Below are 22,106 nucleotides of genomic sequence, written 5' to 3'. Positions count from 1 at the left end.
GTTTGGTCGCTCCTTTTTTGCGGTCAGCCGCGCACGCAGGCGGCAATGACCTTGACCGGCGCGCCGTCCGGCGCTTCGATACGGTAATCACCCGCGGCCTGGGGCAGGATGCAGGTCTCGCCGTAGTGCAGCTCCATGGGAGCAAAGGCTCCGTCCGGGCTGGTCAGCAGCGCCCGCTCGCCGTCCACCAGGTTCAGCACATGCACGCTGCCGTTGCGCGGCATGTCGGCGGTCCGGTCGGTGGTGATGCGGAAGGTGTCGATGAACTCCCGCTCGTGCAGGCCGGTGCGCTCCAGGGTGGTGTGCTCGTCCTGTTTCAGCACCCGGGCCTGATGAATCAGATTTTCGGTCACCCACTTGGTGTCCCGGTCCCACTGGATGTTGGCCATGCCGTGGTCAAGATGGATGGGCCGGGGCTTGCCGTCCAGATCCAGACGGCCCCAGTCCCACATCTTGAAGGTGAAGATGTAGGGAGTGGAGCTGATCTCCAGCACCATGGTGCCCGCGCCGGAGCAGTGGGTGGTGCCAGCGGGGATCAGCACATGGTCGTGCTTTTTCACCGGGATGTTGTTGATGTACTTTTCCGCCGGGAAGGGCGCTTCGCCCGCCTGAGCGCGGCGCAGGTCGGCTTCCATGGCGGCCGGGTCCACACCCTCCTTGACGCCCAGCCAGACCGATGCGTTCTCGTCGGCGTCCAAGATGTAGTAGCTCTCGTCCTGGGTGTAGTTCATATGGAAGTTCTGCTGGATGTACTCGGTGAGGGGATGCACCTGCAGGGACAGGTTCTGCCCGCCTACCGTATCCAGCATATCAAACCGGATGGGGAATTCTTTGCCGAACCGTGCGTGTACCCGCTCGCCCAGCAAGGCGCGGGGCTGCTGCAGCACCAGATTCAGCGCGGGGGTCTGGATCAGATGACCGCCGAAATCCAGCAGCAGGCTGTTTTCCTCGGGCACGCCGTCGAAGCTCCAGGCGTAGTTGCTGCCGTTCTCCGGCAGGGCAAAGTGGTCCTTCATCCAGTGGCCGCCCCAGACGCCCGGGTCAAAGTAGGGCACCATCCGGAAGGGACGGCGGGTGGTCTGGCGCAGCGCTTCCCGGTAGGAGGCGCCGTCCACCATGGCGGGGCTGCCCTCGGTGGTCATGTCCAGATAGAAATCCATGGTATTCAGCAGGTGGTCCTTCTCCCGGTCCGCCCAGCGCCACTCGGCAAAGAAGCCGCGCTTATACTTTTTCAGCTTGGGCAGATCGGTCTGGGCGGTGCGCCAGTTGCTCATGCCCCGGCGGTACCGCAGCTGGATCTCCCAGCGGGTGATGTCCGCCACCACCTGCACGTCGCCGGGACGCACCAGCGTGGCGCCCACGCCGTAGACCAGCACCAGACCGGCGGGCGCTTCCTGAATGAGGCTGCGGGCCTCGGCCAGCTTGTCCTCGTAGAAGAAATCCTTCAAACGGCGGGCCGTCATGATGCCGAACACGGGATCGTTGGGCAGCAGGTCCTGCTCCAGGGCTGCGTCCAGTTTTTCCGGCTCGAAGGCCAGATCGTCGCTGTGGATCACCAGCACCGGCTCCAGACCGGCCAGGCCCTCCAGCAGCTCCTGCTGGTCCACACCGGGGTAGCACTCCACGGTGAGCACCCGCTTGCCTTCGGCGGCGGCGCGCAGCATGGGCATGATCTGCGCAAAGCCCTCGGCCAGCCGAGCCTCGGGGCAATTGACCTCCACGTGGGGGTACAATACATAATTACCGGATCGCACTTTTTCCATTGGGAACGCCTCCTCTCTTTTGCTGTGCTTACAGCATAGGCGTTTTTTTTTAGCATGTCAATACATTTTAACTATTTTGAAGAAAAAATGTTCGATTTGTATTTACAAATAATCGGCGGATGCGTATACTGAGAGCAAGAAGCATCACATAAGGAAGGGACGATACATATGAATACTCCGTTGCTCTGCCTGGACGTGGGCGGGACCGAGATCAAGGGCGCAGTGGTCTGCGACGGGCGGCTGCTGACCCCGCTGCGGCATTTTCCCTCCCGCTCTCACGAGGACCGGGAGACCCTGCTGCAAAACTTCACCGCCATCATCCGGGCGCTGCTGGACGGGCCCGGCGCACCGAAAACGGTGGGCGGGCTGCGGCTGGCCTTCCCCGGCCCCTTTGACTATGCCAGCGGCGTCTGCCTGCTGCAGGGGCTGGACAAGTACGACGCGCTGTACGGCGTGAGCCTGCGCCAGGAGCTGTTCGACCGGCTGCCCGGCCTGCTGGAAAGCCCTTCGGACATCCGCTTTATCAATGACGTGGCGGCCTTCGGCCTGGGCGAGACCCATTACGGCGATGCGCGGGGCAGCGCCCGGTCCATGTCGGTGTGCATCGGCACCGGCTGCGGCAGCGCCTTCTGCGTGGGCAAAGAGCTGGCGCCGGACGGCATCCCCGGCGTGCCGAAGAACGGCGAGATCTACCCCACGCCGTTTCTGGGCAAATGCATCGACGACATCGTCTCCAAGCGGGGTCTGGTGGAGCTGACCAGCCAGCGGCTGGGCGAGCCGATGGAGGGCGCGGCGCTGGCGGCCCGGGTCGCGACGGGCGACGAGCAGGCAGCGGCCTGCTTTCTGGAATTCGGCGGCCGCCTGCGCGATGCGCTGGAGCCCTTCCTGCGCCAGTTCCGGCCGGAATGCCTGTGCGTGGGCGGTCAGATCACCCGCAGCTTCTCCATGTTCGGCGGCCCGCTGCAGGACCTCTGTCTGGAATTGGGGACCGGCCTTTTCGTGGCGGCGGACACCTCCGAGCTGGCCATGGCGGGCCTTTCCACCCTGTAAAAGTGAATCAATCAAGAAAGGCGGCGCATTGCAATGTATTATATCGGCGTGGACCTGGGCACCTCGGCCTGCAAATTCCTGCTCGTGGATGAGGCGGGCCAGGTGTGCCGGGAGCTTACCCGTGAATATCCTCTCTCCATGCCCAGAACCGGCTGGAGCGAACAGGACCCGGCGCTCTGGTGGCAGGCCTGCCTGAGCGGCATCCCCGCACTGCTGGAGGGCTTCGACGCGGCCCAGGTGCAGGGCATGGGCATCGGCGGCCAGATGCACGGTCTGGTGGCGCTGGACGGCGAGGGCCAGGTGCTGCGCCCGGCCATCCTCTGGAACGACGGCCGCACGGCGGAGCAGACGGAATACCTGAATACGGTGATCGGCAAAAAGGAGCTGAGCCGCCTTACCGGCAACATCGCCTTTGCCGGGTTCACGGCTCCCAAGCTGCTCTGGATGCGCGAGCATGAGCCGGAGCTGTTCGGACGCATCGCCAAGATTCTGCTGCCCAAGGACTATCTGGTCTGGAAGCTGACCGGCCAATTCTCCACCGATTATTCGGACGCCTCCGGCATGCTGCTGCTGGACGTGGAGCACAAGTGCTGGAGCGAGGAGATGTGCCGCATCTGCGGCGTGAAGGCGGAATGGCTGGCCGAGCTGCACGAAAGCTGGCAGGAGGTGGGCTGCCTGCAGCCCCAGGCCGCCCAGGCGCTGGGCCTGCCCGAAGGGGTGAAGGTCTGCGCCGGTGCAGGCGACAACGCGGCCGCTGCCATCGGCACCGGTACGGTGGGCGAGGGGCGGTGCAACATCAGCCTGGGTACCTCCGGCACCATCTTCATCAGCCGGGAGCGCTTCGGCGTGGATGAGGCCAACGGCCTGCACGCCTTTGCCCATGCGGACGGCGGCTGGCACCTGATGGGCTGTATGCTGTCCGCCGCATCCTGCAACAAGTGGTGGATGGATGAAATTTTGAAGGTGAGCGCGGTGGATTACCCCGCCGAGCAGGCCCCCATTGCCCGGGAAAACCTGGGCCGCAATTCGGTGTACTTTTTGCCCTATCTGATGGGCGAGCGCAGCCCCATCAACGACACCAACGCCCGGGGCACTTTGATCGGCATGAGCATGAACACCACCCGGGCCGACATCACCCAGGCGGTGCTGGAGGGCGTGGCCTTCGCCATCCGGGATTCCTTCGAGGCCGCCCGCTCGGCGGGTGCGGTGATCCCCCGGTCCGGTCTGTGCGGCGGCGGCGCCAAGAGCCCCCTGTGGGGCAACATCCTGGCCAACGTGCTGGGCATCCCGCTGGACCTCCCGGTCACCGAGCAGGGCCCGGGCTACGGCGGTGCGCTGCTGGCCATGGTCTGCTGCGGCCGCTTCGCCTCGGTGCGCGAGGCGGCGAACACGCTGGTCCATGTGAGCCGGACCATCCAGCCGGACCCGGAGCTGACCGCCCGGTATGAGGAGCGTTATCAGAAGTTCCGCCAAATCTACCCGGCCTGCAAAGAGCTGTTCGGCGCGCTGGCGGATTGAGAAAAGGGAGGAAGCAACGATGAAGATTTATCCGGTCACTTCGCCGGAATTTGCCCGGTATGGCCGGGTGATTTCCGGTTACGAGGGCGAGTGCGCCGCCATCACCGGTGCGCTGAACGCCCACACCCCGCTGCCCGAAGCCACCGGCTATGTGCCGGAGGAGCCGGCCTTGCAGCAGCTGCCCCAGGCCAAGGCGCTGGGTTGCGCGCTCTACGGCGGCATGCCGGTGCAGTTCGGCTGGTGCAACGGCCACAACACCCGGCTCAACTGCCTGGAATACCATCGGGACAGTGAGTTCAACCTGGGCACCGAGGACTTTATCCTGCTGCTGGCAAAGCAGGAGGAGATCGAGAACGGCCAGCTGGACACCGCCAGGGTCAAGGCCTTCCGGGTCCCGGCGGGCGTGCTGGTGGAGGTTTACGCCACCACCCTGCATTACGCGCCCTGCCACACCGACCCGGCCAAGGGCTTCCGGGTAATGGTGGCCCTGCCCAAGGGTACCAACACCGATAAGCCGGAGCTGCCGGTGCAGGGCGGCGACGACGCCTGGCTGTGGGCCTGCAACAAGTGGCTGCTGGCTCATCCTGATTCGGACGAAGCTTGTCAGGGGGCAGCTGCCGCCCTGGTGGGAGAAAACATCGACATTGCCGATGCATTATAAACACTACTATTATTAATAAGGAAAGAGGAGGAATCTGTCATGCAGTCTGCAAACATTCCTGAGGTACGCCTGGGCATCGTGGCGGTGAGCCGCGACTGCTTCCCGGTGGCGCTGTCCACCCAGCGGCGCCAGAACATCGCCGCCGCCTGCAAGGCCAAGGGCCTGGATCTCTACGAGTGCCCGGTTACCGTGGAGAACGAGAACGACATGAAGAAGGCGGTGGCCGATCTGCGGGCCGCCGGATGCAACGCCCTCACCGTGTTCCTGGGCAACTTCGGCCCCGAGACCCCCGAGACCCTGCTGGCCAAATACTTCCACGGCCCCTGCATGTTCGTGGCGGCCGCTGAGGGCGACGGCGACATGATCAACGGCCGCGGCGACGCCTACTGCGGTATGCTCAACTGCTCCTACAATCTGGGCATGCGCCACCTGAAGGCTTACATCCCCGAGTATCCGGTGGGCACCGCCGAGGAGCTGGCGGACAAGATGGCCGAGTTCGTACCCGTGGCCCGGGCCATTCTGGGCGTGCGCGGGTTGAAGATCATCACCTTTGGTCCCCGTCCCCAGGACTTCTTCGCCTGCAACGCCCCCATCAAGGGCCTGTATGAGCTGGGCGTGGAAGTGGAGGAGAACTCCGAGCTGGACCTGCTGGTGGCCTACCGCAAGCATGCCAATGACCCCCGCATTCCTGAGGTCTGCGCCGACATGGCCGCCGAGATGGGCGAGGGCAAATACTACCCCGACCTGTTGGCCCGGATGGCACAGTTTGAGCTGACTCTGCTGGACTGGGCCGAGGAGCACAAGGGCAGCCGCCAGTATGTGGCCTTTGCGGACAAGTGCTGGCCCGCCTTCCCCGAGGAGTTCGGCTTCGAGCCCTGCTACGTGAACTCCCGTCTGGCTGCCCGGGGCATTCCGGTGGCCTGCGAGGTGGATATCTACGGTGCGCTGAGCGAGTACATCGGCCTGTGCGTCAGCGGCGACGCGGTCACCCTGCTGGACATCAACAACAGTGTGCCCGGCTACATTTATCGGGAAGACATCGCCGGCAAGTTCGATTACAGCCTCACCGATACCTTCATGGGCTTCCACTGCGGCAACACGCCCTCCTGCAAGATGTGCGCTGACCGTGCGGTGAAGTACCAGCTGATCCAGCACCGCCTGCTGGAGCCGGAAGGCAGCGAGCCGGACTTCACCCGCGGCACCCTGGAGGGCGACATCGCTCCTTCCAACATCACCTTCTACCGCCTCCAGTGCGACAGCGAGGGCGTGCTGCGGGCCTACATCGCCCAGGGCGAGGTGCTGCCGGTGGCTACCCGCAGCTTCGGCGGCATCGGCGTGTTCGCCATTCCCGAGATGGGCCGCTTCTACCGCCATGTGCTGATCCAGAAGCGCTACCCCCACCACGGGGCCGTGGCCTTCGCCCACTGCGGCAAGGCCCTGTTCGAGGTGTTCAAGTACCTGGGCATTCAGGATATCGCCTACAACCAGCCCAAGGCGCTGCCCTATCCCACCGAGAATCCCTTCGCCTGATTTTAACGGCACATACAGAAAGCCCCGGTTCCGAGCGGAACCGGGTCTTTTGCGGATTGTTTGAAAGAGATGCTCAGGTGCGATTTTCCAGAGGAACGTATTGCCGGCGGGGCTGCACCGCCATGTAGGCCGGGCGGATGATCTTGCCCATGTTGATCAGCTCCTCCATGCGGTGGGCGCTCCAGCCCGCCACACGGCCCATGGCGAACAGTGGGGTGAACAGCTCGGTGGGCAGGCCCAGCATCCGGTACACAAAACCGCTGTAGAAGTCCACGTTGGCGGAAACGCCCTTGTAGATGCGGCGCTTTTCCGCGATGACCTGCGGGGCCAGCCGCTCCACCGCCGCATACAGGGCGTATTCCTTGTGCAGGCCCTTTTCGTCGCTCAGCCGCTCCACGAAGCTGCGCAGGATCTGGGCGCGGGGGTCGCTGACCGAGTAGACCGCGTGGCCCATGCCGTAGATCAGGCCGCTCTTGTCAAACCGCTCGCCCGCCAGAAGGCCCGCCAGATAATCCTTGATGGCGTCCTCGTCCTCCCAGTCGGTGAGGTTGGCCTCCATGTCCTCGAACATGCGCACCACCTTGATGTTCGCGCCGCCGTGGCGGGGACCCTTCAGGCTGGCCAGCGCCGCCGCCATACAGCTGTAGGTGTCGGTGCCGGAGCTGGTGACCACGTGGGTGGTGAAGGTGGAGTTGTTGCCGCCGCCGTGCTCGGCGTGCAGCACCAGGCACAGGTCCAGGATGCGGGCTTCCAGCGGGGTGTACTGGCCGTCCGGCCGGAGCAGGCTGAGGATGTTCTCCGCGGTGGAAAGCTCGGGCCGGGGGGTGTGGATGTAAAGGCTCTTCCCGTTTAAATAGTAATTGTAGGCCTGATAGCCGTAGACCGCGATCAGCGGGAAAATGGCGATCATGTCGATGCACTGGCGGATCACGTTGGGCAGGCTGATGTCGTCCGGCCGCTCGTCGTAGCTGGCCATGGTGAGCACACACCGGGCCAGGGTGTTCATCATGTCCGCGCTGGGGGCTTTCAGAATCACATCCCGCACAAAGTTGGTGGGCAGGCTGCGGTAAAAGGCAAGCTGGCGGTTGAACTGCTCCAGCTGGGCCGCGTCCGGCAGCTGGCCGAACATGAGCAGGTAAGCCGTCTCCTCGAAGCCGAAGCGGCCGTCGCGCAGAAAGCCGTCGGTCAGCTGCTGGATGGAGTAGCCCCGGTAATACAGCTCACCCGGGCAGGGATGCTGTTCGCCGTTCACCGTCTTGCTGCTGATGATCTCGCTGATCTCGGTAAGCCCGGCCAGCACGCCGGTGCCGTCCAGATCGCGCAGACCGCGCTTGACGTTGTAGCGGATGTAGTCGTCCCGGTTGATCTGGCTGTTGGCCAGGCAGACCTGTGCCAGCCGCTCGATGGCGGGAGTGACGCGGGAGTATTCGGAAATTTCGGCCATGGCAGTATGCCTCCTTTGCGTGGGATGGGGGCCGCCGCCGGGGCGGGGCAAAACCCTATTTATTTAATATAGCATAAAAGCAGCGTGCTGAATAGACCAAAGAAAAAAGCCCCCGAAATAGGCCGCGAAAAAAGAAAAAATTTTTTTCAAAAAGGGGTTGATTTTTCCCGAAACGCTTGGTATAATAATCAAGCACTCAGCGATGAGGCGCAACTGAATAACTGATATGTGGGAGTGTTCCCGAGCGGCCAATGGGGGCAGACTGTAAATCTGTTGCATTTTTGCTTCGGTGGTTCGAATCCACCCGCTCCCACCAACAAAAAGCCTTGCAGAATCTCGATTCTGCAAGGCTTTTTGCTTTCTGGACCACGTTTTGGACCACACTTCCGGTGGAATCCTTCATGGCGTCAGATAGCGCCCCAGAATCTGATCAACTTCATTTGCAATACGGGAGTCGTCATCGGTGAGTTTGTGCGCGTATACGCCGCGTGTGTCCATGCTGGCGGATTGACCGCACAATCGGCGCAGATCACCCTCACGAAGGTTTTGCGCCAGGGAAATAAAGGTGTGGCGCATTTCGTAGCAGCTGATGGCTGTAATGCCGTTTGAACGTGCGTAGGACTTCCATTGATGATAGCGGCTCTGTTGATTCAAAGCGGGAAATAGAGGGCTGTCAGGCGTTGTGGGCATGCCCAGGGAATGGAGCAGGGACAGCTGCTGATCGATGAGGATTCGGGCGAATGTATTGAGACCAAAGGTGCGGCGCGCATTCTGATTTTTGCCCTTTGTCTTTTCTCCGTAGCGATTGATGGCCCGCTGAATATGAAGCTTATCGCCGTCGATATCGCCGATATGAAGGCCCATCAGTTCGCCGGGGCGCAGCCCGGTGACCACTGCAAACCGATAGGCATAAATCTGATCATCAAAAACACGCTCACCACGCACAAGTCGTGTATCCACACGAAAAAGGGTTTGAAGCTCTTCCGGTTGAAGAATTTCCTTTTCCTGCTTCTCAGCGCAGGTGCGTACCTCCAGACCTTCCAGAACCAGATCGGTAAAGTCGTTGATGCGGCACCACTTGACGAATTGTTGCTCGGTGTTGCGAAGGCCTCGGAGCGTTTTCAGACTGAGTGGACCCTTGGGCGGGCGTGTGGGATGTGGCTGTAAACATCCTTTTTGTGCGGAGAGATTCAGGACCCGCTGCAGATGTCCTTCGTTCAGACGGGAAATTTTCAGGTTCCCGCAGACAGGCAGGATATAGTTCCTGCCGAACTTTCGGGTTTGCTCCAGTGTACTGGTGCCAACACGTTTTTCTTCCTGCAGATACAAGAGGAAACTGTCCCACAATTCCGATACAAGGGGATCACAATTTTCATAGGAAAGGCCGGCGCTTCGTTTCCAGCTGTCAGCTTTCCGTTCGGCTTCCTTTTTCCCTCGCAAGCCGGGAACGGTGCTGTAGAAGGTTTTTCGTTCCCCATTCCGCTGTGCGTTTACCCGCCAGCGCTTTCGGCCCGGTTCCCACCGGGCCTCTACTTTTTTCGTTTGCATTGCAGTACTCCTCATTTGGAACAGGCACGGCCAGGAGTGCGGCTGGGATAGTTCTCCTGGGCAAAGAAGTACCGGTAGTAGTCCGATTCCTGAATGCTCAGGCGAGCGGCCATTCGATTGATTTCATTCACACGGAAGAAGCTGCGCCCAGCCATTCGATCTGTCATGGTGGCATCCGCAATACCGGCAATTTCAGCCAGCTCCTTCTGGTTGATGTTCTCCCGGATCATCCGGCACCGCAATTCGGCAAAAGTTTTCTGCGTACGCATGATTGAATCTCCTTTCATTATCAAAAAAGTTAATTACAATGTAGAGTATAATTAACGAAAAAGATAATGTCAATAGGGAGAGATTCACTTAAATGTTAATTTTCTGTTGCGGAATGGGGCAATATGCAATAGAATAGAAGAGAGACAACGAGAGAAGGGGGATAAGACGTGAACATTGGAGAAAAAATACGCAGGATTCGCTCTTTTCGCGGAATGACACAAAAAGAATTGGGTATTGCCCTGGGGCTAAAAGGCGATCCTCAGACGCGAATTGCGCAATATGAGACGGGTTATCGGGTTCCCAAGCGGGATTTGATTCTCCGGATGGCAGAGGTACTGGATGTTTGCGTGTATGCCCTGGATTCAGAGAATGAAGGCAGTTCGACGGTGATGATTGAAATGCTTTTCTGGGCAGATGTGGAGTCGCCGTCGATCTTAACGCTGGCAACGGCCAAGCGGAATGACAAGAAATATAATTCTGTGATGGGATATGAGATCGAATACACAGATAATGATGATTGGATGCCGCGGGAACCCACCATGCTGTGGTTCAATCATATCATTGTGAATGATGCGCTCAGGGAGTGGGCGATCCGTCAGCAGGAATTGCGGGATAAGATCATTACGCGGGACGAGTATTTTGAATGGAAGCTCCAGTGGCCCTATTCCTGCGATGACTGCGGCCGCGTGGAGCCGGTGAAGAAGTGGAGAGGAACAACAGGTCGATTGTGGAGAAATGGCAGACCGGCACAGTGAGATAGGAGCAGCGACGAGTTTTGTGTGCCTAAAAAATTTCAGGTTGTTCGGGAGTCTTGGCTAAAAAATGTCAGTGCGCTCCTTTGATGCGAAAACTTCTAGAAGTGTTATTGTTTGCTTGACTTTTTTACATGGACGAACTGTTGTCCTTCTTGGATTCTATAATAGAGATGAAAACTTAAGGGGAGGGCAGTTTTGACCCCCCAAAAAGATATTTGACAGCCTGTAGTAAGTGCGCTGAAAAATTAATTAAAGTAATGAAAACGATCAAGTAAGCCGTCTGTGAGGTTGATAACGGTGAAAGAAATTGATTTAGCAAACGAAGTCAAAAGGATACTGGCATCTACTGAGCAGCGAAAACTTCGTTATGCATCTGAGTTGAATTGGTTTGAACGATGGCAGAATCTGTGGGCCTCTGACCGTATTAGGGTTGGAGTAATTGGTGTAACAAGCAGTGGAAAATCTACGTTGATCAATGCCCTTTTAGGAGATGATTTGCTTTCTGTTGCGGTACGTCCATCGTCGAGTCAGCTTGTGAGTTGTTCTTATGCCAAAGAACGTTCTGCTGTGGTTTACTTTTTGAACGGAGAGAAAAAAAGGGTAGGAGATACTGTCAGATTGAAAGAGACAATCGTACAATACTCCGATGAAAACTATAACAAGCGTAATCAAAAGCAGGTTGCTCAACTTGAATTATCTACACCGAACTTTGCTCTTGGAGAGGATGTGTTATTGGTCGATAGCCCAGGGTTAGATGCAACTGGATATGAAGCGCATGAAAAGCTAACACTTGAAACCCTTCTCCCTACTGTTGATATTGTCGTTTTTGTTACGACGGTAAAATCAGAAGTGGACAAAAAAATGAAGCAAACGCTGGACACGATTGCAAAGTATGATTGCCCGGTGATGATTGTCCAAAATATGCTTGATGCTGTTCGCCCCAGCGTTGATGGGAAAAAGAGTGCAGCTACCGTTGCAAAAGAGCGAATGAATCGAGTTTTGCTTGCCGTTGAGCAATCCGCAATAAAAAATAAGAGCGATGTTAAAGTATCTCAAATCTCTGCTGTAAATGCGATGCGATATCGCTGTAATCCCAATCCCACAGAACAAGAAGAAAGAGCATATAAAGCGGCTCGTTACGACGACTTTGTTGCCGGTGTAAAAGATTTGATTAAAAGCAAACGACCGGAGATAGAAAAACAGCGAGTGCGTACAATTCTAGAACACCTTGAAGACTTGATTCGACAAGAAGACAAACGGACTGAGAATGTATCGACATCACTCACTGCAGATACCGCTCTTACGGCTATTTCGGATAACATCACTTGTGCGTTGGAAGATACTTACAATGATATTTATAATGTCATTATGGAGTTGGAAAAGATATACGCAAAGTACTTTTCGGATGATAGTGAGGCAGCAGGACGAAAAATTTCTGGTCTTGTGAGTGCTTTTTTACGGAAGGATACACTTGATGAAGAGGATATTGCCGAAATCAAGAACGTCGTAAAAAAGTTTGAATCAAAGACTATAGAAAGTGTTCAAGCTTTTTCAGAAAAATGTTCGATGGCGATAGAGAAATTGAATCTTCCTGCTAGAGACCTTTGGAGTTATAATGGATTGCCCCGTATGCCGGAGGTTTCTGTTAAAACAAAAGTTGTACAAAGAAGACGAACAGTCAAAAAAAGCGGAATACTGCGCTCGATTCTTCGTGGAATAACTTTTGGACTATATAAAGGGGAGGAAACAGAGTACTATACCGAAACTATTAGAGACGATGAAGCAACGAAAGAATCTGTAAAACGCTATATAAAAAGACTCCAACGTGAATACGCAAAGACTTTGGATGCGTGGTCAACTAACGCAAAATCAACGGTACTGTCGATACAACAGGAAATTGACTTGCGCGTTTCTGCTATAAAGGAAAAAGAACAGCAGGTGTTGGATGCAAATGATTGGAAACAACTGCGAAAAGAGCTTGAAAAATGTTTTAAACGTTATGCAGGAAAATCCCAAAAACAAGAGAAAAACGTTTATGAACGAGTCAATGATGATACGAATGTTTCGATTGGCACCAAGTTAATTAAAGCTCCTTATAAGTTTGCACAGCTATATCATGCAGCGGAAAAATATCTGCACGCTGTCCAAGGATCAGTATTCAACTATGCAATGGAAATAAAGCAGAGAAGAGACTATCCGGTGATTGTTATATCGAACAGCCCAGATAATCTGTCTGATTTTTTGTTCCGGGTTTATCAAATCAAGAAAACTGATTTTAGAAGGGAGCAAAGTTACTGCCTATCAAATGAATTGTCGGTTGCTTGTTCTCCTACTGCAGATCAAATAAAAAGTATGCTTGAGCAAAGATCGGGAGCGAATGTGTTTTTGTTAATCAATGGACTTCAATTCCATACAGAATTCGAAACGATTTTGCGCCGAAGTGTTCAAGAAAATTTGCGCCCAAATGATGCGTTGTTTTTAACCATTCAAGATTTTGAGGTTTTATCAAACGGAAATGCGATTTCAGAATGTTTGAGGTCTGTTCGTATGGAACAGAATACTACTGCCAATGGTGAAAAGGGAATGACCTTAATAAGCCATAAGAACCCGGTATACAATATGGCGATTATCTATGCTCAGACTACTGATGTGAAGCTTAAAGAGGAAACGGAGTTTTATGATTCTTTAACAGCGAGATTCCCTAAGTTAGTATCAGAAATCGAAAAAAAACGTATAAACAATATTTTGCGTAGTTAATTGCAGAGGGAAGGAGATTGTTATGCAATCGAAAGATGTTGTTTTGCAGGTTGCTGATGAAACTGCGGAAGTAATGGAGGAAATATCTGAACAACTTTTTGATGAGACAGATGCGCGTTTTGATGAGGTAATTGAGTGCATTGAAAAGTTTTGCTCGGATTTTGCTGAATATACGAATAGAGCGAATAAACAAGCAAAAGCAAATCAAGAAGAAGTGCTTGGGAAGATTGAGCCTGTTTTAGCAGCTTTAGAAAAATTGAATTCAGATAGCAATGGACAAGCAGCCGGACTTCACACAAAGAGTGACCATATCCTTTCTGCTTTGAGCGAAATTACGCAACTTTTACAGGATTTGTCTAAAGATGCATCGAGCGCATCGGATAAATGTAATTCGATATTAGAACAACTCAAAGCGTCTGCATCGCTTTTGCAGGAAATGAATGGAAAGGTTCTTTCTCAAGAAACCGCTAATATGGAGTTAATAAAATCACTCTCCGTGAAAAGCGATGCTGCTGTAAAAGAGCTTTCTGGAAGGGTTGGCGAAATTGTGGTTGGTTTGGAAGCGGTTTCATCTTCGATGAAGCTTATTACAGAACAGCAAAATGCTATTATCCAAAAACAGGATGAACTAGAAAAAGATGTGCAATATCTTAAGCTTCCATTCTATAAGAGATGGTTCACGAGAGGATAAGGTGCATTATGGTAGACATAATTACAGGTGACTCAAAACTGCTTAGCTTACTTGATACATATTTGTCATTTGATGTTTCAAATGCTATTCCGGCATCAGAAGTTATTGCTAAGCTTGCCCAAGGAATCAAAAAGCCGGAATTGATTGTCCCTGTTTTGGGATCGCAAGGCATGGGGAAAAGCACTCTCATAAATGCTATCTTAGGAGCAAATATTCTACCTAACGATGCGGATGAGACAACCTGTGTTCCTGTTGAAATTCGTTATGGTACCCGGGAAAAAGCGGTGGTATATTTTCAATCTGGTGAATCCTCTGAAATTGAACTTTCGTGTGACTCGCTGAGAGAATTTGTTGATAACAATGAGAATGACGGGAATGAAAAATGTGTCTCTCACATTGCTCTTGAAACTTCCAACGAACTATTGAAAAATGGACTTGTGATTGTGGATCTTCCTGGTGTTGGTTCTCTGACACAAAACAATCACGAGACTACCATGAGGTATATTCGGCAGCTGTGTACTGCGATTTTTGTTATTCCTACAGTTCCCACAATTAGGCGTAGCGAAGAAATTTTTATCCGTGGTGCATGGAGCAGTTTTTCTTCTGCAATTTTTGTTCAAAATCGTTGGGATGGAGAAACCGACGAAGAAGTGAATGATTCGGTAGAATTTAATTCTAAAGTTTTAAGAAACATCGCCAAAAATGCACACACAACTTTTAGCGGGAAAATTTGTGTGGTGAATGCGTATAAGGCGATTCTTGGCAGAATCCATAATAATGTGACTGAGTGCGAAGAATCTAATTTGCCGGAACTTATTTCTGAATTAGAAAATCTAGGTGAAAATCGCATACAAACAGAAAAAGAAAATTTCAAAAACAAGGTTGCTGCATATATTGATACTGCACAGGCGGTTGTTATGCAGTTTATCAATGAAAGCAAAATGAGCGAAGAGCAGCTTAAAGTGGAGCGAATAAAAATTCGCGAAGAGTTTGAAGCGGCTACAAAAGAAATCCAGATTCTTGTTGATGATTTGACTGAATGCGTTCATTCTGAAAAAGACAGAGCAGATATTTTTGCAGGTGAGCTAGCGAGGATGGCTGCAGAAAACCTTCGTGCGGACATTCGAAAGCTGATTGATAGTGGCGTTGTTGATGGAGAACAGCTGACAGAGGCGTTTTCCGATTATCAGGAAAAGTATCTGCTGGATGCCATTGAGCAGCATTATGATTTTATGAGTCAGCTTACGTATGAGCTTGGGAAAAAACTTGAGGTCCTTTCTGAGAAAATTCAAGTTGAGCGAGCGTCTTCTTTTGAGGCTCAAAAGTTTGAAAACGGTCAAGCATTTAAGTTTGAAAAAGGGTTGGCTGTAGGAATGGATATTGCCGGTGTTTTGGGTGGAATAGGGGCTTTTTCCGCCGTTGAGGGAACAATTGCAAGCTTTACAATGCTAGGGTCTTTGGCTGGCCCGGCAGGTATGGCTGCTGGTTTTCTGGCCGGTGTTGGTGTTTCTATGGTTGTTGGCTTAATTGCTCACAAAACAAAACATGCAATAACAGCAAAACGTGGGTCACAAGCGAAACGAGCGATTGAACCCCTCGTAAAAGAATATGAAGATAAAATCTACACAACTATTTCGTCAAATACAAACTCTGTGTTCGATGAGATGATAGATGTTCTTCATACATATATGGATGATCGTCGTACTTATTATGAAAGCGTGATGTGTTCTAAGGAACAGACGGCAGATGACGAGTATAAGTGTAAATATGATGTTTCCGAACTAAATGAGCACTATACTTACCTTGAAAGTAAAAAGGAGGCTCTGCGGTGACGTTTACTGACTTAAAGAAAAAACACGATATTATTCAGAAATTACTTAATGTTGTAAATGATGATGAGCTTACCACTCTTTCAAAGTTTATGCGCAGCCGGATTTTGTCACCAGAAAGTTATGTTACTATGCTGGGGGAAACAAGCAGTGGGAAGACTACGCTTATCAATGGACTTCTTCAGAAGAAGCTTTTGAAGACAAGTGCCGCCCCAACTACAGGAGCGGTCGTGGAAGTGCTGTTCGATGCTGACATAAGTTCTCCGGAGTATTACGCTGTCAATCGAGACGCTACAATGGAACGCCTCGATCAAAACACCTTTATGTCGCTGTCGACTAATCCTGATGATATGCTTGCACGCCTTCAGATTGCAGTTCCGGAAGTGGAAGGGCTGGCAGGATTAAGATTATTTGATACTCCTGGATATGGTTCCATTGTCGATAAACACGAAGAAGTTCTTAAAGAGTTTATACCCAATAGCGATGTCATTATCTATGTTATTGGGTATAAAATTGGCATTCAAGAGAACGATTTTCTGTTTATGCGGTATATTCAAGAGTTAGTTCACCAAGATACAGATGTCGTTGTTGTGGTCAATCGGTGCCCTGCAATGATTACCGAGAAAGACAAACGACTGAAGGAAATTCAACGTTATTCAGCTGACCTTTTTCACCGGAATATTCCCGTATTCACTGTTGCGGCTGAAGTAAATGCCTCAGGGGAAACTCTTCCTTCGGCAAAAGAATTGTGGGACTATATCAATAAATTATTGAGATCTCCGGAACGGCAGAATACTTTGGTGAATACCCTTAATGCTTATTTGGATGATTTACTGGTGCAGGCAGATAACCTTGTAGACAAGCGTGAAATTGCCCACCTGATGACGCAACAGGAAAAAAAGGATTTGCGTGCTTATGCTGAAGATTTGCGGAATAAGGGTGACCATATTATTCGTGCGGAGATAATCCCAACATTTGATCGCTTGATATCAGATGTGCCAAAATTATTTTCCAGAGCGCAGGAGGAGATTTACGAGAATATAGCCGTTGCTATCGACAATGAGGCAACTGGGCGAATGGATGAAACAATAGCTTTTGTAAATAATCATTCACTTCCGATGGCAATCAATCGTGAAACGAAGGAATATGAACGTAGATTGATGCTGGAATTGGATGCAATGAACGAACGAGTTGATGACTACTTGAATGAAGCAATTGCAGACTACTATCACGAAATTGAGCTTCGTTTTGCATCCAACGCAGAGCTTGCGGCTCGCGCAAGCGGCAGGAAAATTGTCGGCAAATTTATGGAGAACGGTTTGAAGCAATACTTTGCAGCTTTCGGTGGAGCTGGTGGAGCTGGGGCTGGTGTAGCCAATGCAGCAAAGCATTTGCTCAAAAAGGCGGGAGACTTAGTCGGGAAGCGATTCTCGCGTGAAACTTATAATGCGCTGGCGCACACCTTGAAAAAAATTGGAGCAACCTCAACAAAGGCTATTGGAAATGTGGTTGCAGTGGTGATTGAACTCGCGCAGGTCATTATCGATTATTCGACATGGAAGTCTAAACTTAAGAAGCAAGTGAAAAAAGGCCTTGGAGAATGGTATGATAAGACTGTCCAAACAGTTACTGTGGATCTTGAAAATTTAAGGGAACAAAATATCAAAACGTTAAGAGAAATTATTGAAGAAATTGCTTCGTCTTATGAATTGGAAGATGATGAAGTGACGGAGGATATTTCTGCTTGGCTTGAACAAAAAAAGCAAACACACAAAGAATTGGAGGAAGCTGGACTATGAGTCGTGATTTTGAAATGGTACAAAGCAGGAGAACTCTTTCTGTTGCAGATCAAGGCAATGCTGTTGTGATTCCTCCTGCACAGAACTCTCGTATGAGCGATGCGATTGCTGATAACTTTGGACAGATTTTGGAGCTTGCATCAGGTATTGTTGAAATTGAAAAGATGAAAGTACAGTCCGCTGCGGTTTTAAAACAAATGGAAGAGTCTCGGAAGAATCTTCTGGCTGAAGCAGAAGCGTATGCCACTAAGAAAAATGCGGATACTGATGGGGTTGTACAGAAAATGCAAATGGTAAGAGATATGATGCGTGATTTCTATCAGTATAACAATAACGCAAATTTGTCTGGTGAAGATTTTTCGCGAATTATTAGCAGTATCGTAAGTGAGATGGGACGGTTGTAATGGCTGCGAATAGTCTTAGTGATTTGGTTTCCATTATGATAGCAGCATCTAAAGATAAGGTGTATGTGGAAACTGTAGAAAAAATGCAGCAGGCGTTTCATGAGTTGATTCTTGCAGAAGCTGATTCAAGACGAGATAAGGTATCGACCTTAATTTGTTCAATGGCTAAAATTGACAGTGAGGTTATTCGTTTTAAACGGGAATACACTCGGGTTTCCGCACAACTTTCACCAGATGCGGTGAAGGCCATTGACAATTATCTTAAAATTGTAGAGCAAAAAAAGAAAGATATTGTCTACGAGAAAAATAGTTTGAAAAAAAGAAGGTATAAGGTGTAAAGATGCCGTCTTTAATAATAAATGTTAAGGCGATAAAGAAATGTGCTTTTTGCAAGAATTGGTATGATCCGACCAATAGTGCAATTGAACCCAAAAATCCGGCGATGGGAATTTGGAAGATCAAAGACATAAATCAGAAATGCCTATGCTTAAAAAGAAATATCCCTATGTCGGCGAACGCTTTTTGCGGCCGAAATTTTGAATTTAAAATTTAGCGACAGGAATGTTACGAGAAATCATACCTTTTCCTGTACAACAGCCCAAACCTGCTGCATGATCGCGGAAACCTGCTGGATTTGAGGATCATCCAGCCGGCCGGTTGCGTTGGCCAGGCGGGTGATCTGGTTCAGATTATTTCCAATGGCGGACAGTTCTCTGGAAAGTTCCCGGTAGCTTTCCGCGGGGCGCGGCTTGATGGAACAGCCGGAAATCAACTGGCGTACAATGGCACTCTTGGATAGGCCGCTCACGGTTTGCAGGTGCTCCAGGTGCTGCGCCTCTTCTTTCGAGAGAAATGTTTCAAAGCGGATGGGTCTATTTCGCATGGTGCAGAATCCTTTCAGATGGAATGGGGTATCAGGGGCTTTCCCCTGACAAGTGGCGTTTGTGTGGACAAATGCCGTGCTTGCTGGAAGTTTACCGGCTGAATAAAGCGGTGCGCCGAAGAAGGCAGCGCAATGGGCTGCGAGAAGAAGCGCCGAGCTTTCGAGCCTGGGATTTTAAAATGAAAAGAAGGCGCTTCCCTCTTTTCAGATAGTAGGTTCCATATTTGGTTCTTTCTATATTTACTCTCTTCTATACTTGGTTGCATCGGAATCTCCGTATTTGGAAAATCCGATCATGGAAAAGCCGATTTCGGGCCAGGGAGCGAATCAGGAAAAGGGCTGTTCAAAGATCTGATAATCGTAGTCGATGATATGGCCTTGTGCATCGCGCACCTTTTCGCGCTTTAAGTAATGGTGAGCTTCCAGTTCCTTCAGCCCGGTGCGGACGCTGTCCAGACCGTCCCGGTTTTGGCTGGCAAGACCGCGAATGCTGTAGTCCCAGTCATCTGGATTGGAGAGCATATAGGAGAGCAGTCCTTTGGCTTTCAGTGAAAGATTTGGATCACGCAGATGGACATTGCTCATAACGGTGTAGTTGTTCCGTTTCGGGACGCGGAAAACAGGCATGGGTAAGCTCCTTTCGGTTTTGTGTAATGATTTCGGACCCCGTTTTTTGGACCACACTGCATTGAAACGGGGCGAAATCAATGGTATTATGGAAAACAGAATCCGCAGAATTTAAGGAAAAAACCAGGGCAGGAAGCGGGGGAAAGAAGAAACGGGAGGTCTCCGGCCGTTCGAATCCACCCGCTCCCACCAACAAAAAGCCTTGCAGAAGTAATTCTGCAAGGCTTTTTGCTTTTTCGTGCCACAGAGAAAAGATACCCGCTCCGGCAGATGCCGGGGCGGGTATCTTTCGGGAAGCGGTGTTCCCGGAGGAGTAGATAAAAAGGAGTTAGTTGTAGTCTTTCAGCAAAATGTTCCGCGCATAGGCCACTCTCTCTGCCACGCAGTCGTCCTCTTTTTTCAGGGTGGCGGCTTCGGTGGCTTCCTTTTCCACCGGCAGCTCCAGCATGATTCGATCCAGCTTGGACTCGTTGATCAGAATATCCACAATGGCTTTCGGGTCGATGGAGCCTTTGCCCAGAGGAACGCCGAAGGTCTTGAAGCCCCAGTTCATCATCTCCGACGCATAGTCCTTGAAGTGGGTGGAGTAGATGTAGGGAGCCAGCAGCTTCACCGACTCGGTGGGGTTCTCCAGATGGATCATGAAGTTGCCCAGATCCACGCAGACACCGACGTAGGGGCTGTTCGCCCGCTGGACCAGGTCCAGCAGCTCTTCGGTCTTCAGATCACAGTGATTTTCGATGGCAATTTTAATGTTGTATTCCTCGGCGCGCGGCTTTCCTGGTCCAGCTGGGCCAGCGCGTAGTCCACTTCCTTCTGCACATCCTCCACTTCCCGGGGATTGAAGCCGATGTAGGTGCGCAGGATGGGGGAACCCAGCTCGTGTGCGCTGAGCCGGGAGGAGGGGACCATGGAAAGAAAGGTGACGATGGAATCCATCGCCGGGGAACTGGGGGTCTCCAAATCCGCGGTTTCCAAGGCGCTGAACGGCAAAACCGATATTTCCAAGGAGCTGCGGGATACGATTCTGCGCAAGGCGAAGGAGCTGCACTACAGTAAGGCTCCCTTTTACCATATCCTTGTGCTGAGCGCGGCCCGGTATTTCGGCAAAAACGGGTCCTACTACCAACAGCTGGTACGGATGCTGCAGGAGGCGCTGGGCGCATTGGGTCACACCTGTGAGCTGCGCCGGGTTTCAGAAGAAGAGGAGGCCCGGGGGCTAACGCTTTCGGATGGCGAGCTGTTCTCGGCGGACGGCCTCATTGTTCTGGGCGGGCTTGCCTGTGAGCGGATCGAGGACCTGCAGGCGCTGGGTCTGCCCTTCCTGCTGTTCGACTACTACACCAACAAGCTGGACATCGACTGGGTCACGCCCAACGATTATTTCAATGCCTACACCCTCACCGACTTTTTGATTGCCCGGGGCCATACCGAGATTGGCTTTTGCGGCAACACCCGGATGACCAGCGGCATGCAGGACCGGTTCCTGGGCTACCAGAAGGCACTGCTGGAGAACGGGGTGCTGCTGCATCCGGAATGGGTGATGAACGACCGGGCGGAAAACGGCCGGGATATTCCCTTGGCGCTGCCCGACCGCCTGCCCATCGCCTACCTTTGTGTATGCGACAAGACCGCTTACCGCCTGGTGAACGCGTTGGCGGCGGCAGGGGTTCGGGTACCAGAGGACGTGGCGGTGGTCACCTTTGACGACAGCGCCTACAGCCGGCGGTGCAGTCCCCGGCTGACCACGATCAGTGTGGAGAAGGACCAATTGATCAACCGGTGCATCGACTTATTGTTGAAAAAGATCCGGACGGACGGCTATCGGGAGCATGTGTTTCTCTCCGGAAAGATTCGGGTGCGGGATTCCTGCTGAAAAAACGGCGTCCGGCGCAAAAAAAGAGACCGGCGTTCTTGGTCCTGCCGGGCTTTTTGTCTGAACGAGGCGGCGAGCCAAAAGCCTGAGATTTTGAAAATCCGGGAATCTGTGGTATAATAGTTTATCCACTTAACAAACGACGAGATATCGAGGATTTCTATGGAAAAGCTGCCGTCAGAGATGCCCCTGTATTCAGAAAATATCAATGAGACCTTTTTGAAGCTGAGCGAGAAAGCGGATATTTTATACCGGTTCGTTGCGCTGTACAGCAACTACATTGCCCAAAACCGAAACTACGGTGTGGGTCCCGATCTAACGATGACGGAATCGCATATGCTGAACTCCATCGTGCTCACGCCCGGGGTCACGGTCACCAACCTTGCCCGCCGGTGGGAGCGCTCCAAGGGGGCGGTCTGCCAGGTGCTCACCAAGCTGGAAAAAAAGGGCCTGAGCGAACGCCGGAAAAGCGACAGCAACGGAAAGAACGTGCTGGTGTATCCCACGGAGCTGGGCCTGCGGGTGAACGACGCGCACATGGTGTGCGACGTGACGGATATCCTGGCGACCACGCAGGAGCTTTTGAAAAGCTGCACGATGGACGAGATCAACGCATTCTATAAGGTGCTGGATCTTTACACCGGCTATCTGCGGGCGGAGCAGTAAATTGCCGGATCTATATTGCCAATAAAAAGAAAGGA

The 22,106-nt window shown here is 52.3% G+C and carries 21 protein-coding genes and 1 tRNA gene; 14 read left to right on the top strand and 8 right to left on the bottom strand.

Annotated features, from left to right (window positions below):
• Positions 1-23: 23 nt before the first annotated feature.
• Complete coding sequence (locus B5G03_RS15800; protein ID WP_087182629.1) at positions 24-1,763, bottom strand: class I mannose-6-phosphate isomerase; 1,740 nt, start codon at positions 1,761-1,763, stop codon at positions 24-26.
• A 168-nt stretch (positions 1,764-1,931) separates the two neighbouring features.
• Between B5G03_RS15800 and B5G03_RS15795 the strand changes: the two genes are divergently transcribed.
• Genes B5G03_RS15795 through B5G03_RS15780 form a run of 4 tightly spaced genes read left to right on the top strand, consistent with a single transcriptional unit; the run spans position 1,932 to position 6,522 of the window.
• Positions 1,932-2,813: an ROK family protein gene (locus tag B5G03_RS15795; RefSeq protein WP_087182628.1), complete on the top strand. Its 882-nt coding sequence runs from the start codon at positions 1,932-1,934 to the stop codon at positions 2,811-2,813.
• Positions 2,814-2,846: 33 nt separating this feature from the next.
• Positions 2,847-4,331 carry a xylulokinase gene (gene xylB / locus B5G03_RS15790; RefSeq protein WP_087182627.1) on the top strand — a complete coding sequence of 495 codons (1,485 nt, stop codon included), beginning with the start codon at positions 2,847-2,849 and terminating at the stop codon, positions 4,329-4,331.
• 19 nt (positions 4,332-4,350) lie between these two features.
• Positions 4,351-4,992 carry a DUF4867 family protein gene (locus B5G03_RS15785; protein ID WP_087182626.1) on the top strand — a complete coding sequence of 214 codons (642 nt, stop codon included), beginning with the start codon at positions 4,351-4,353 and terminating at the stop codon, positions 4,990-4,992.
• Positions 4,993-5,031: 39 nt separating this feature from the next.
• A complete protein-coding gene (locus tag B5G03_RS15780; protein ID WP_087182625.1) occupies positions 5,032-6,522 on the top strand; it encodes an L-fucose/L-arabinose isomerase family protein in 1,491 nt (496 codons plus the stop codon).
• A gap of 73 nt (positions 6,523-6,595) precedes the next feature.
• Here the strand turns inward: B5G03_RS15780 and B5G03_RS15775 are convergent, their stop codons facing one another.
• Positions 6,596-7,966 carry a citrate/2-methylcitrate synthase gene (locus tag B5G03_RS15775; RefSeq protein ID WP_087182624.1) on the bottom strand — a complete coding sequence of 457 codons (1,371 nt, stop codon included), beginning with the start codon at positions 7,964-7,966 and terminating at the stop codon, positions 6,596-6,598.
• A 230-nt stretch (positions 7,967-8,196) separates the two neighbouring features.
• On the opposite strand from B5G03_RS15775, the gene B5G03_RS15770 reads away from it, so the two are divergent.
• Positions 8,197-8,282, top strand: a tRNA-Tyr gene (locus tag B5G03_RS15770).
• Positions 8,283-8,365: 83 nt separating this feature from the next.
• Here the strand turns inward: B5G03_RS15770 and B5G03_RS17200 are convergent.
• Positions 8,366-9,514, bottom strand: a complete 1,149-nt coding sequence (locus B5G03_RS17200) for a tyrosine-type recombinase/integrase (protein ID WP_162613437.1) — start codon at positions 9,512-9,514, stop codon at positions 8,366-8,368.
• Between the two features lie 11 nt (positions 9,515-9,525).
• Positions 9,526-9,783: a helix-turn-helix domain-containing protein gene (locus B5G03_RS15760; protein ID WP_087182622.1), complete on the bottom strand. Its 258-nt coding sequence runs from the start codon at positions 9,781-9,783 to the stop codon at positions 9,526-9,528.
• A 168-nt stretch (positions 9,784-9,951) separates the two neighbouring features.
• Between B5G03_RS15760 and B5G03_RS15755 the strand changes: the two genes are divergently transcribed.
• The 7 genes from B5G03_RS15755 to B5G03_RS15725 all read left to right on the top strand — a co-directional run bounded on the left by B5G03_RS15755 (position 9,952) and on the right by B5G03_RS15725 (position 18,357).
• Complete coding sequence (locus B5G03_RS15755) at positions 9,952-10,539, top strand: helix-turn-helix domain-containing protein (RefSeq protein ID WP_087182621.1); 588 nt, start codon at positions 9,952-9,954, stop codon at positions 10,537-10,539.
• A gap of 297 nt (positions 10,540-10,836) precedes the next feature.
• Positions 10,837-13,296 (top strand): dynamin family protein, encoded by a 2,460-nt coding sequence (locus B5G03_RS15750; protein ID WP_162613436.1) that lies wholly within the window; start codon positions 10,837-10,839, stop codon positions 13,294-13,296.
• A gap of 22 nt (positions 13,297-13,318) precedes the next feature.
• Complete coding sequence (locus B5G03_RS15745) at positions 13,319-13,987, top strand: hypothetical protein (protein WP_087182619.1); 669 nt, start codon at positions 13,319-13,321, stop codon at positions 13,985-13,987.
• Positions 13,988-13,995: 8 nt separating this feature from the next.
• The gene (locus B5G03_RS15740; RefSeq protein ID WP_162613435.1) at positions 13,996-15,819 is read left to right on the top strand and encodes a dynamin family protein; all 1,824 of its coding nucleotides are present in this window, start codon (positions 13,996-13,998) and stop codon (positions 15,817-15,819) included.
• Positions 15,816-17,615, top strand: coding sequence for a dynamin family protein (locus B5G03_RS15735; RefSeq protein ID WP_087182617.1), 1,800 nt, complete (start codon positions 15,816-15,818; stop codon positions 17,613-17,615). The genes B5G03_RS15740 and B5G03_RS15735 overlap by 4 nt, the downstream gene beginning before the upstream one ends.
• Positions 17,612-18,019: a hypothetical protein gene (locus tag B5G03_RS15730; protein ID WP_087182616.1), complete on the top strand. Its 408-nt coding sequence runs from the start codon at positions 17,612-17,614 to the stop codon at positions 18,017-18,019. The genes B5G03_RS15735 and B5G03_RS15730 overlap by 4 nt, the downstream gene beginning before the upstream one ends.
• A complete protein-coding gene (locus B5G03_RS15725; RefSeq protein WP_087182615.1) occupies positions 18,019-18,357 on the top strand; it encodes a hypothetical protein in 339 nt (112 codons plus the stop codon). The genes B5G03_RS15730 and B5G03_RS15725 overlap by 1 nt, the downstream gene beginning before the upstream one ends.
• A 236-nt stretch (positions 18,358-18,593) precedes the next feature.
• On the opposite strand, the gene B5G03_RS15720 is transcribed toward B5G03_RS15725, so the two are convergent.
• The 4 genes from B5G03_RS15720 to B5G03_RS17650 all read right to left on the bottom strand — a co-directional run bounded on the left by B5G03_RS15720 (position 18,594) and on the right by B5G03_RS17650 (position 20,468).
• Positions 18,594-18,902, bottom strand: a complete 309-nt coding sequence (locus B5G03_RS15720) for a MobC family plasmid mobilization relaxosome protein (protein ID WP_087182614.1) — start codon at positions 18,900-18,902, stop codon at positions 18,594-18,596.
• A gap of 327 nt (positions 18,903-19,229) precedes the next feature.
• Positions 19,230-19,529, bottom strand: coding sequence for a helix-turn-helix domain-containing protein (locus tag B5G03_RS15715; protein ID WP_058963920.1), 300 nt, complete (start codon positions 19,527-19,529; stop codon positions 19,230-19,232).
• A gap of 328 nt (positions 19,530-19,857) precedes the next feature.
• Positions 19,858-20,253, bottom strand: a complete 396-nt coding sequence (locus B5G03_RS17655; RefSeq protein ID WP_242962501.1) for a sugar phosphate isomerase/epimerase family protein — start codon at positions 20,251-20,253, stop codon at positions 19,858-19,860.
• Positions 20,250-20,468: a hypothetical protein gene (locus B5G03_RS17650; protein WP_206423641.1), complete on the bottom strand. Its 219-nt coding sequence runs from the start codon at positions 20,466-20,468 to the stop codon at positions 20,250-20,252. Before B5G03_RS17650 ends, B5G03_RS17655 begins: the two co-directional genes overlap by 4 nt.
• On the opposite strand from B5G03_RS17650, the gene B5G03_RS15705 reads away from it, so the two are divergent.
• Complete coding sequence (locus B5G03_RS15705) at positions 20,440-21,405, top strand: LacI family DNA-binding transcriptional regulator (protein WP_242962497.1); 966 nt, start codon at positions 20,440-20,442, stop codon at positions 21,403-21,405. The genes B5G03_RS17650 and B5G03_RS15705 overlap by 29 nt on opposite strands.
• 162 nt (positions 21,406-21,567) lie before the next feature.
• On the top strand, positions 21,568-22,071 hold the full coding sequence (locus tag B5G03_RS15700; RefSeq protein WP_087182611.1) for a MarR family winged helix-turn-helix transcriptional regulator: 504 nt from the start codon (positions 21,568-21,570) through the stop codon (positions 22,069-22,071).
• Positions 22,072-22,106: the final 35 nt, after the last annotated feature.

The sequence above is a fragment of the Gemmiger sp. An50 genome, assembly GCF_002161595.1.
Lineage (GTDB): Bacteria > Bacillota > Clostridia > Oscillospirales > Ruminococcaceae > Allofournierella.
This window is presented reverse-complemented; position numbering and strand designations above follow the sequence as displayed.

What these genes read in the sequence shown, in the direction of transcription:
- B5G03_RS15730 (WP_087182616.1), top strand. Translation starts at nt 17,612, where the DNA reads ATGAGTCGTGATTTTGAAATGGTACAAAGCAGGAGAACTCTTTCTGTT.
- B5G03_RS15720 (WP_087182614.1), bottom strand. Translation starts at nt 18,902, where the DNA reads ATGCGAAATAGACCCATCCGCTTTGAAACATTTCTCTCGAAAGAAGAG.
- B5G03_RS15760 (WP_087182622.1), bottom strand. Translation starts at nt 9,783, where the DNA reads ATGCGTACGCAGAAAACTTTTGCCGAATTGCGGTGCCGGATGATCCGG.
- B5G03_RS15785 (WP_087182626.1), top strand. Translation starts at nt 4,351, where the DNA reads ATGAAGATTTATCCGGTCACTTCGCCGGAATTTGCCCGGTATGGCCGG.
- B5G03_RS15800 (WP_087182629.1), bottom strand. Translation starts at nt 1,763, where the DNA reads ATGGAAAAAGTGCGATCCGGTAATTATGTATTGTACCCCCACGTGGAG.
- B5G03_RS15795 (WP_087182628.1), top strand. Translation starts at nt 1,932, where the DNA reads ATGAATACTCCGTTGCTCTGCCTGGACGTGGGCGGGACCGAGATCAAG.
- B5G03_RS17200 (WP_162613437.1), bottom strand. Translation starts at nt 9,514, where the DNA reads ATGCAAACGAAAAAAGTAGAGGCCCGGTGGGAACCGGGCCGAAAGCGC.
- B5G03_RS15780 (WP_087182625.1), top strand. Translation starts at nt 5,032, where the DNA reads ATGCAGTCTGCAAACATTCCTGAGGTACGCCTGGGCATCGTGGCGGTG.
- B5G03_RS15745 (WP_087182619.1), top strand. Translation starts at nt 13,319, where the DNA reads ATGCAATCGAAAGATGTTGTTTTGCAGGTTGCTGATGAAACTGCGGAA.
- B5G03_RS17650 (WP_206423641.1), bottom strand. Translation starts at nt 20,468, where the DNA reads ATGGATTCCATCGTCACCTTTCTTTCCATGGTCCCCTCCTCCCGGCTC.
- B5G03_RS15705 (WP_242962497.1), top strand. Translation starts at nt 20,440, where the DNA reads ATGGAAAGAAAGGTGACGATGGAATCCATCGCCGGGGAACTGGGGGTC.
- xylB (WP_087182627.1), top strand. Translation starts at nt 2,847, where the DNA reads ATGTATTATATCGGCGTGGACCTGGGCACCTCGGCCTGCAAATTCCTG.
- B5G03_RS15715 (WP_058963920.1), bottom strand. Translation starts at nt 19,529, where the DNA reads ATGCCTGTTTTCCGCGTCCCGAAACGGAACAACTACACCGTTATGAGC.
- B5G03_RS15740 (WP_162613435.1), top strand. Translation starts at nt 13,996, where the DNA reads ATGGTAGACATAATTACAGGTGACTCAAAACTGCTTAGCTTACTTGAT.
- B5G03_RS15725 (WP_087182615.1), top strand. Translation starts at nt 18,019, where the DNA reads ATGGCTGCGAATAGTCTTAGTGATTTGGTTTCCATTATGATAGCAGCA.
- B5G03_RS15775 (WP_087182624.1), bottom strand. Translation starts at nt 7,966, where the DNA reads ATGGCCGAAATTTCCGAATACTCCCGCGTCACTCCCGCCATCGAGCGG.
- B5G03_RS15700 (WP_087182611.1), top strand. Translation starts at nt 21,568, where the DNA reads ATGGAAAAGCTGCCGTCAGAGATGCCCCTGTATTCAGAAAATATCAAT.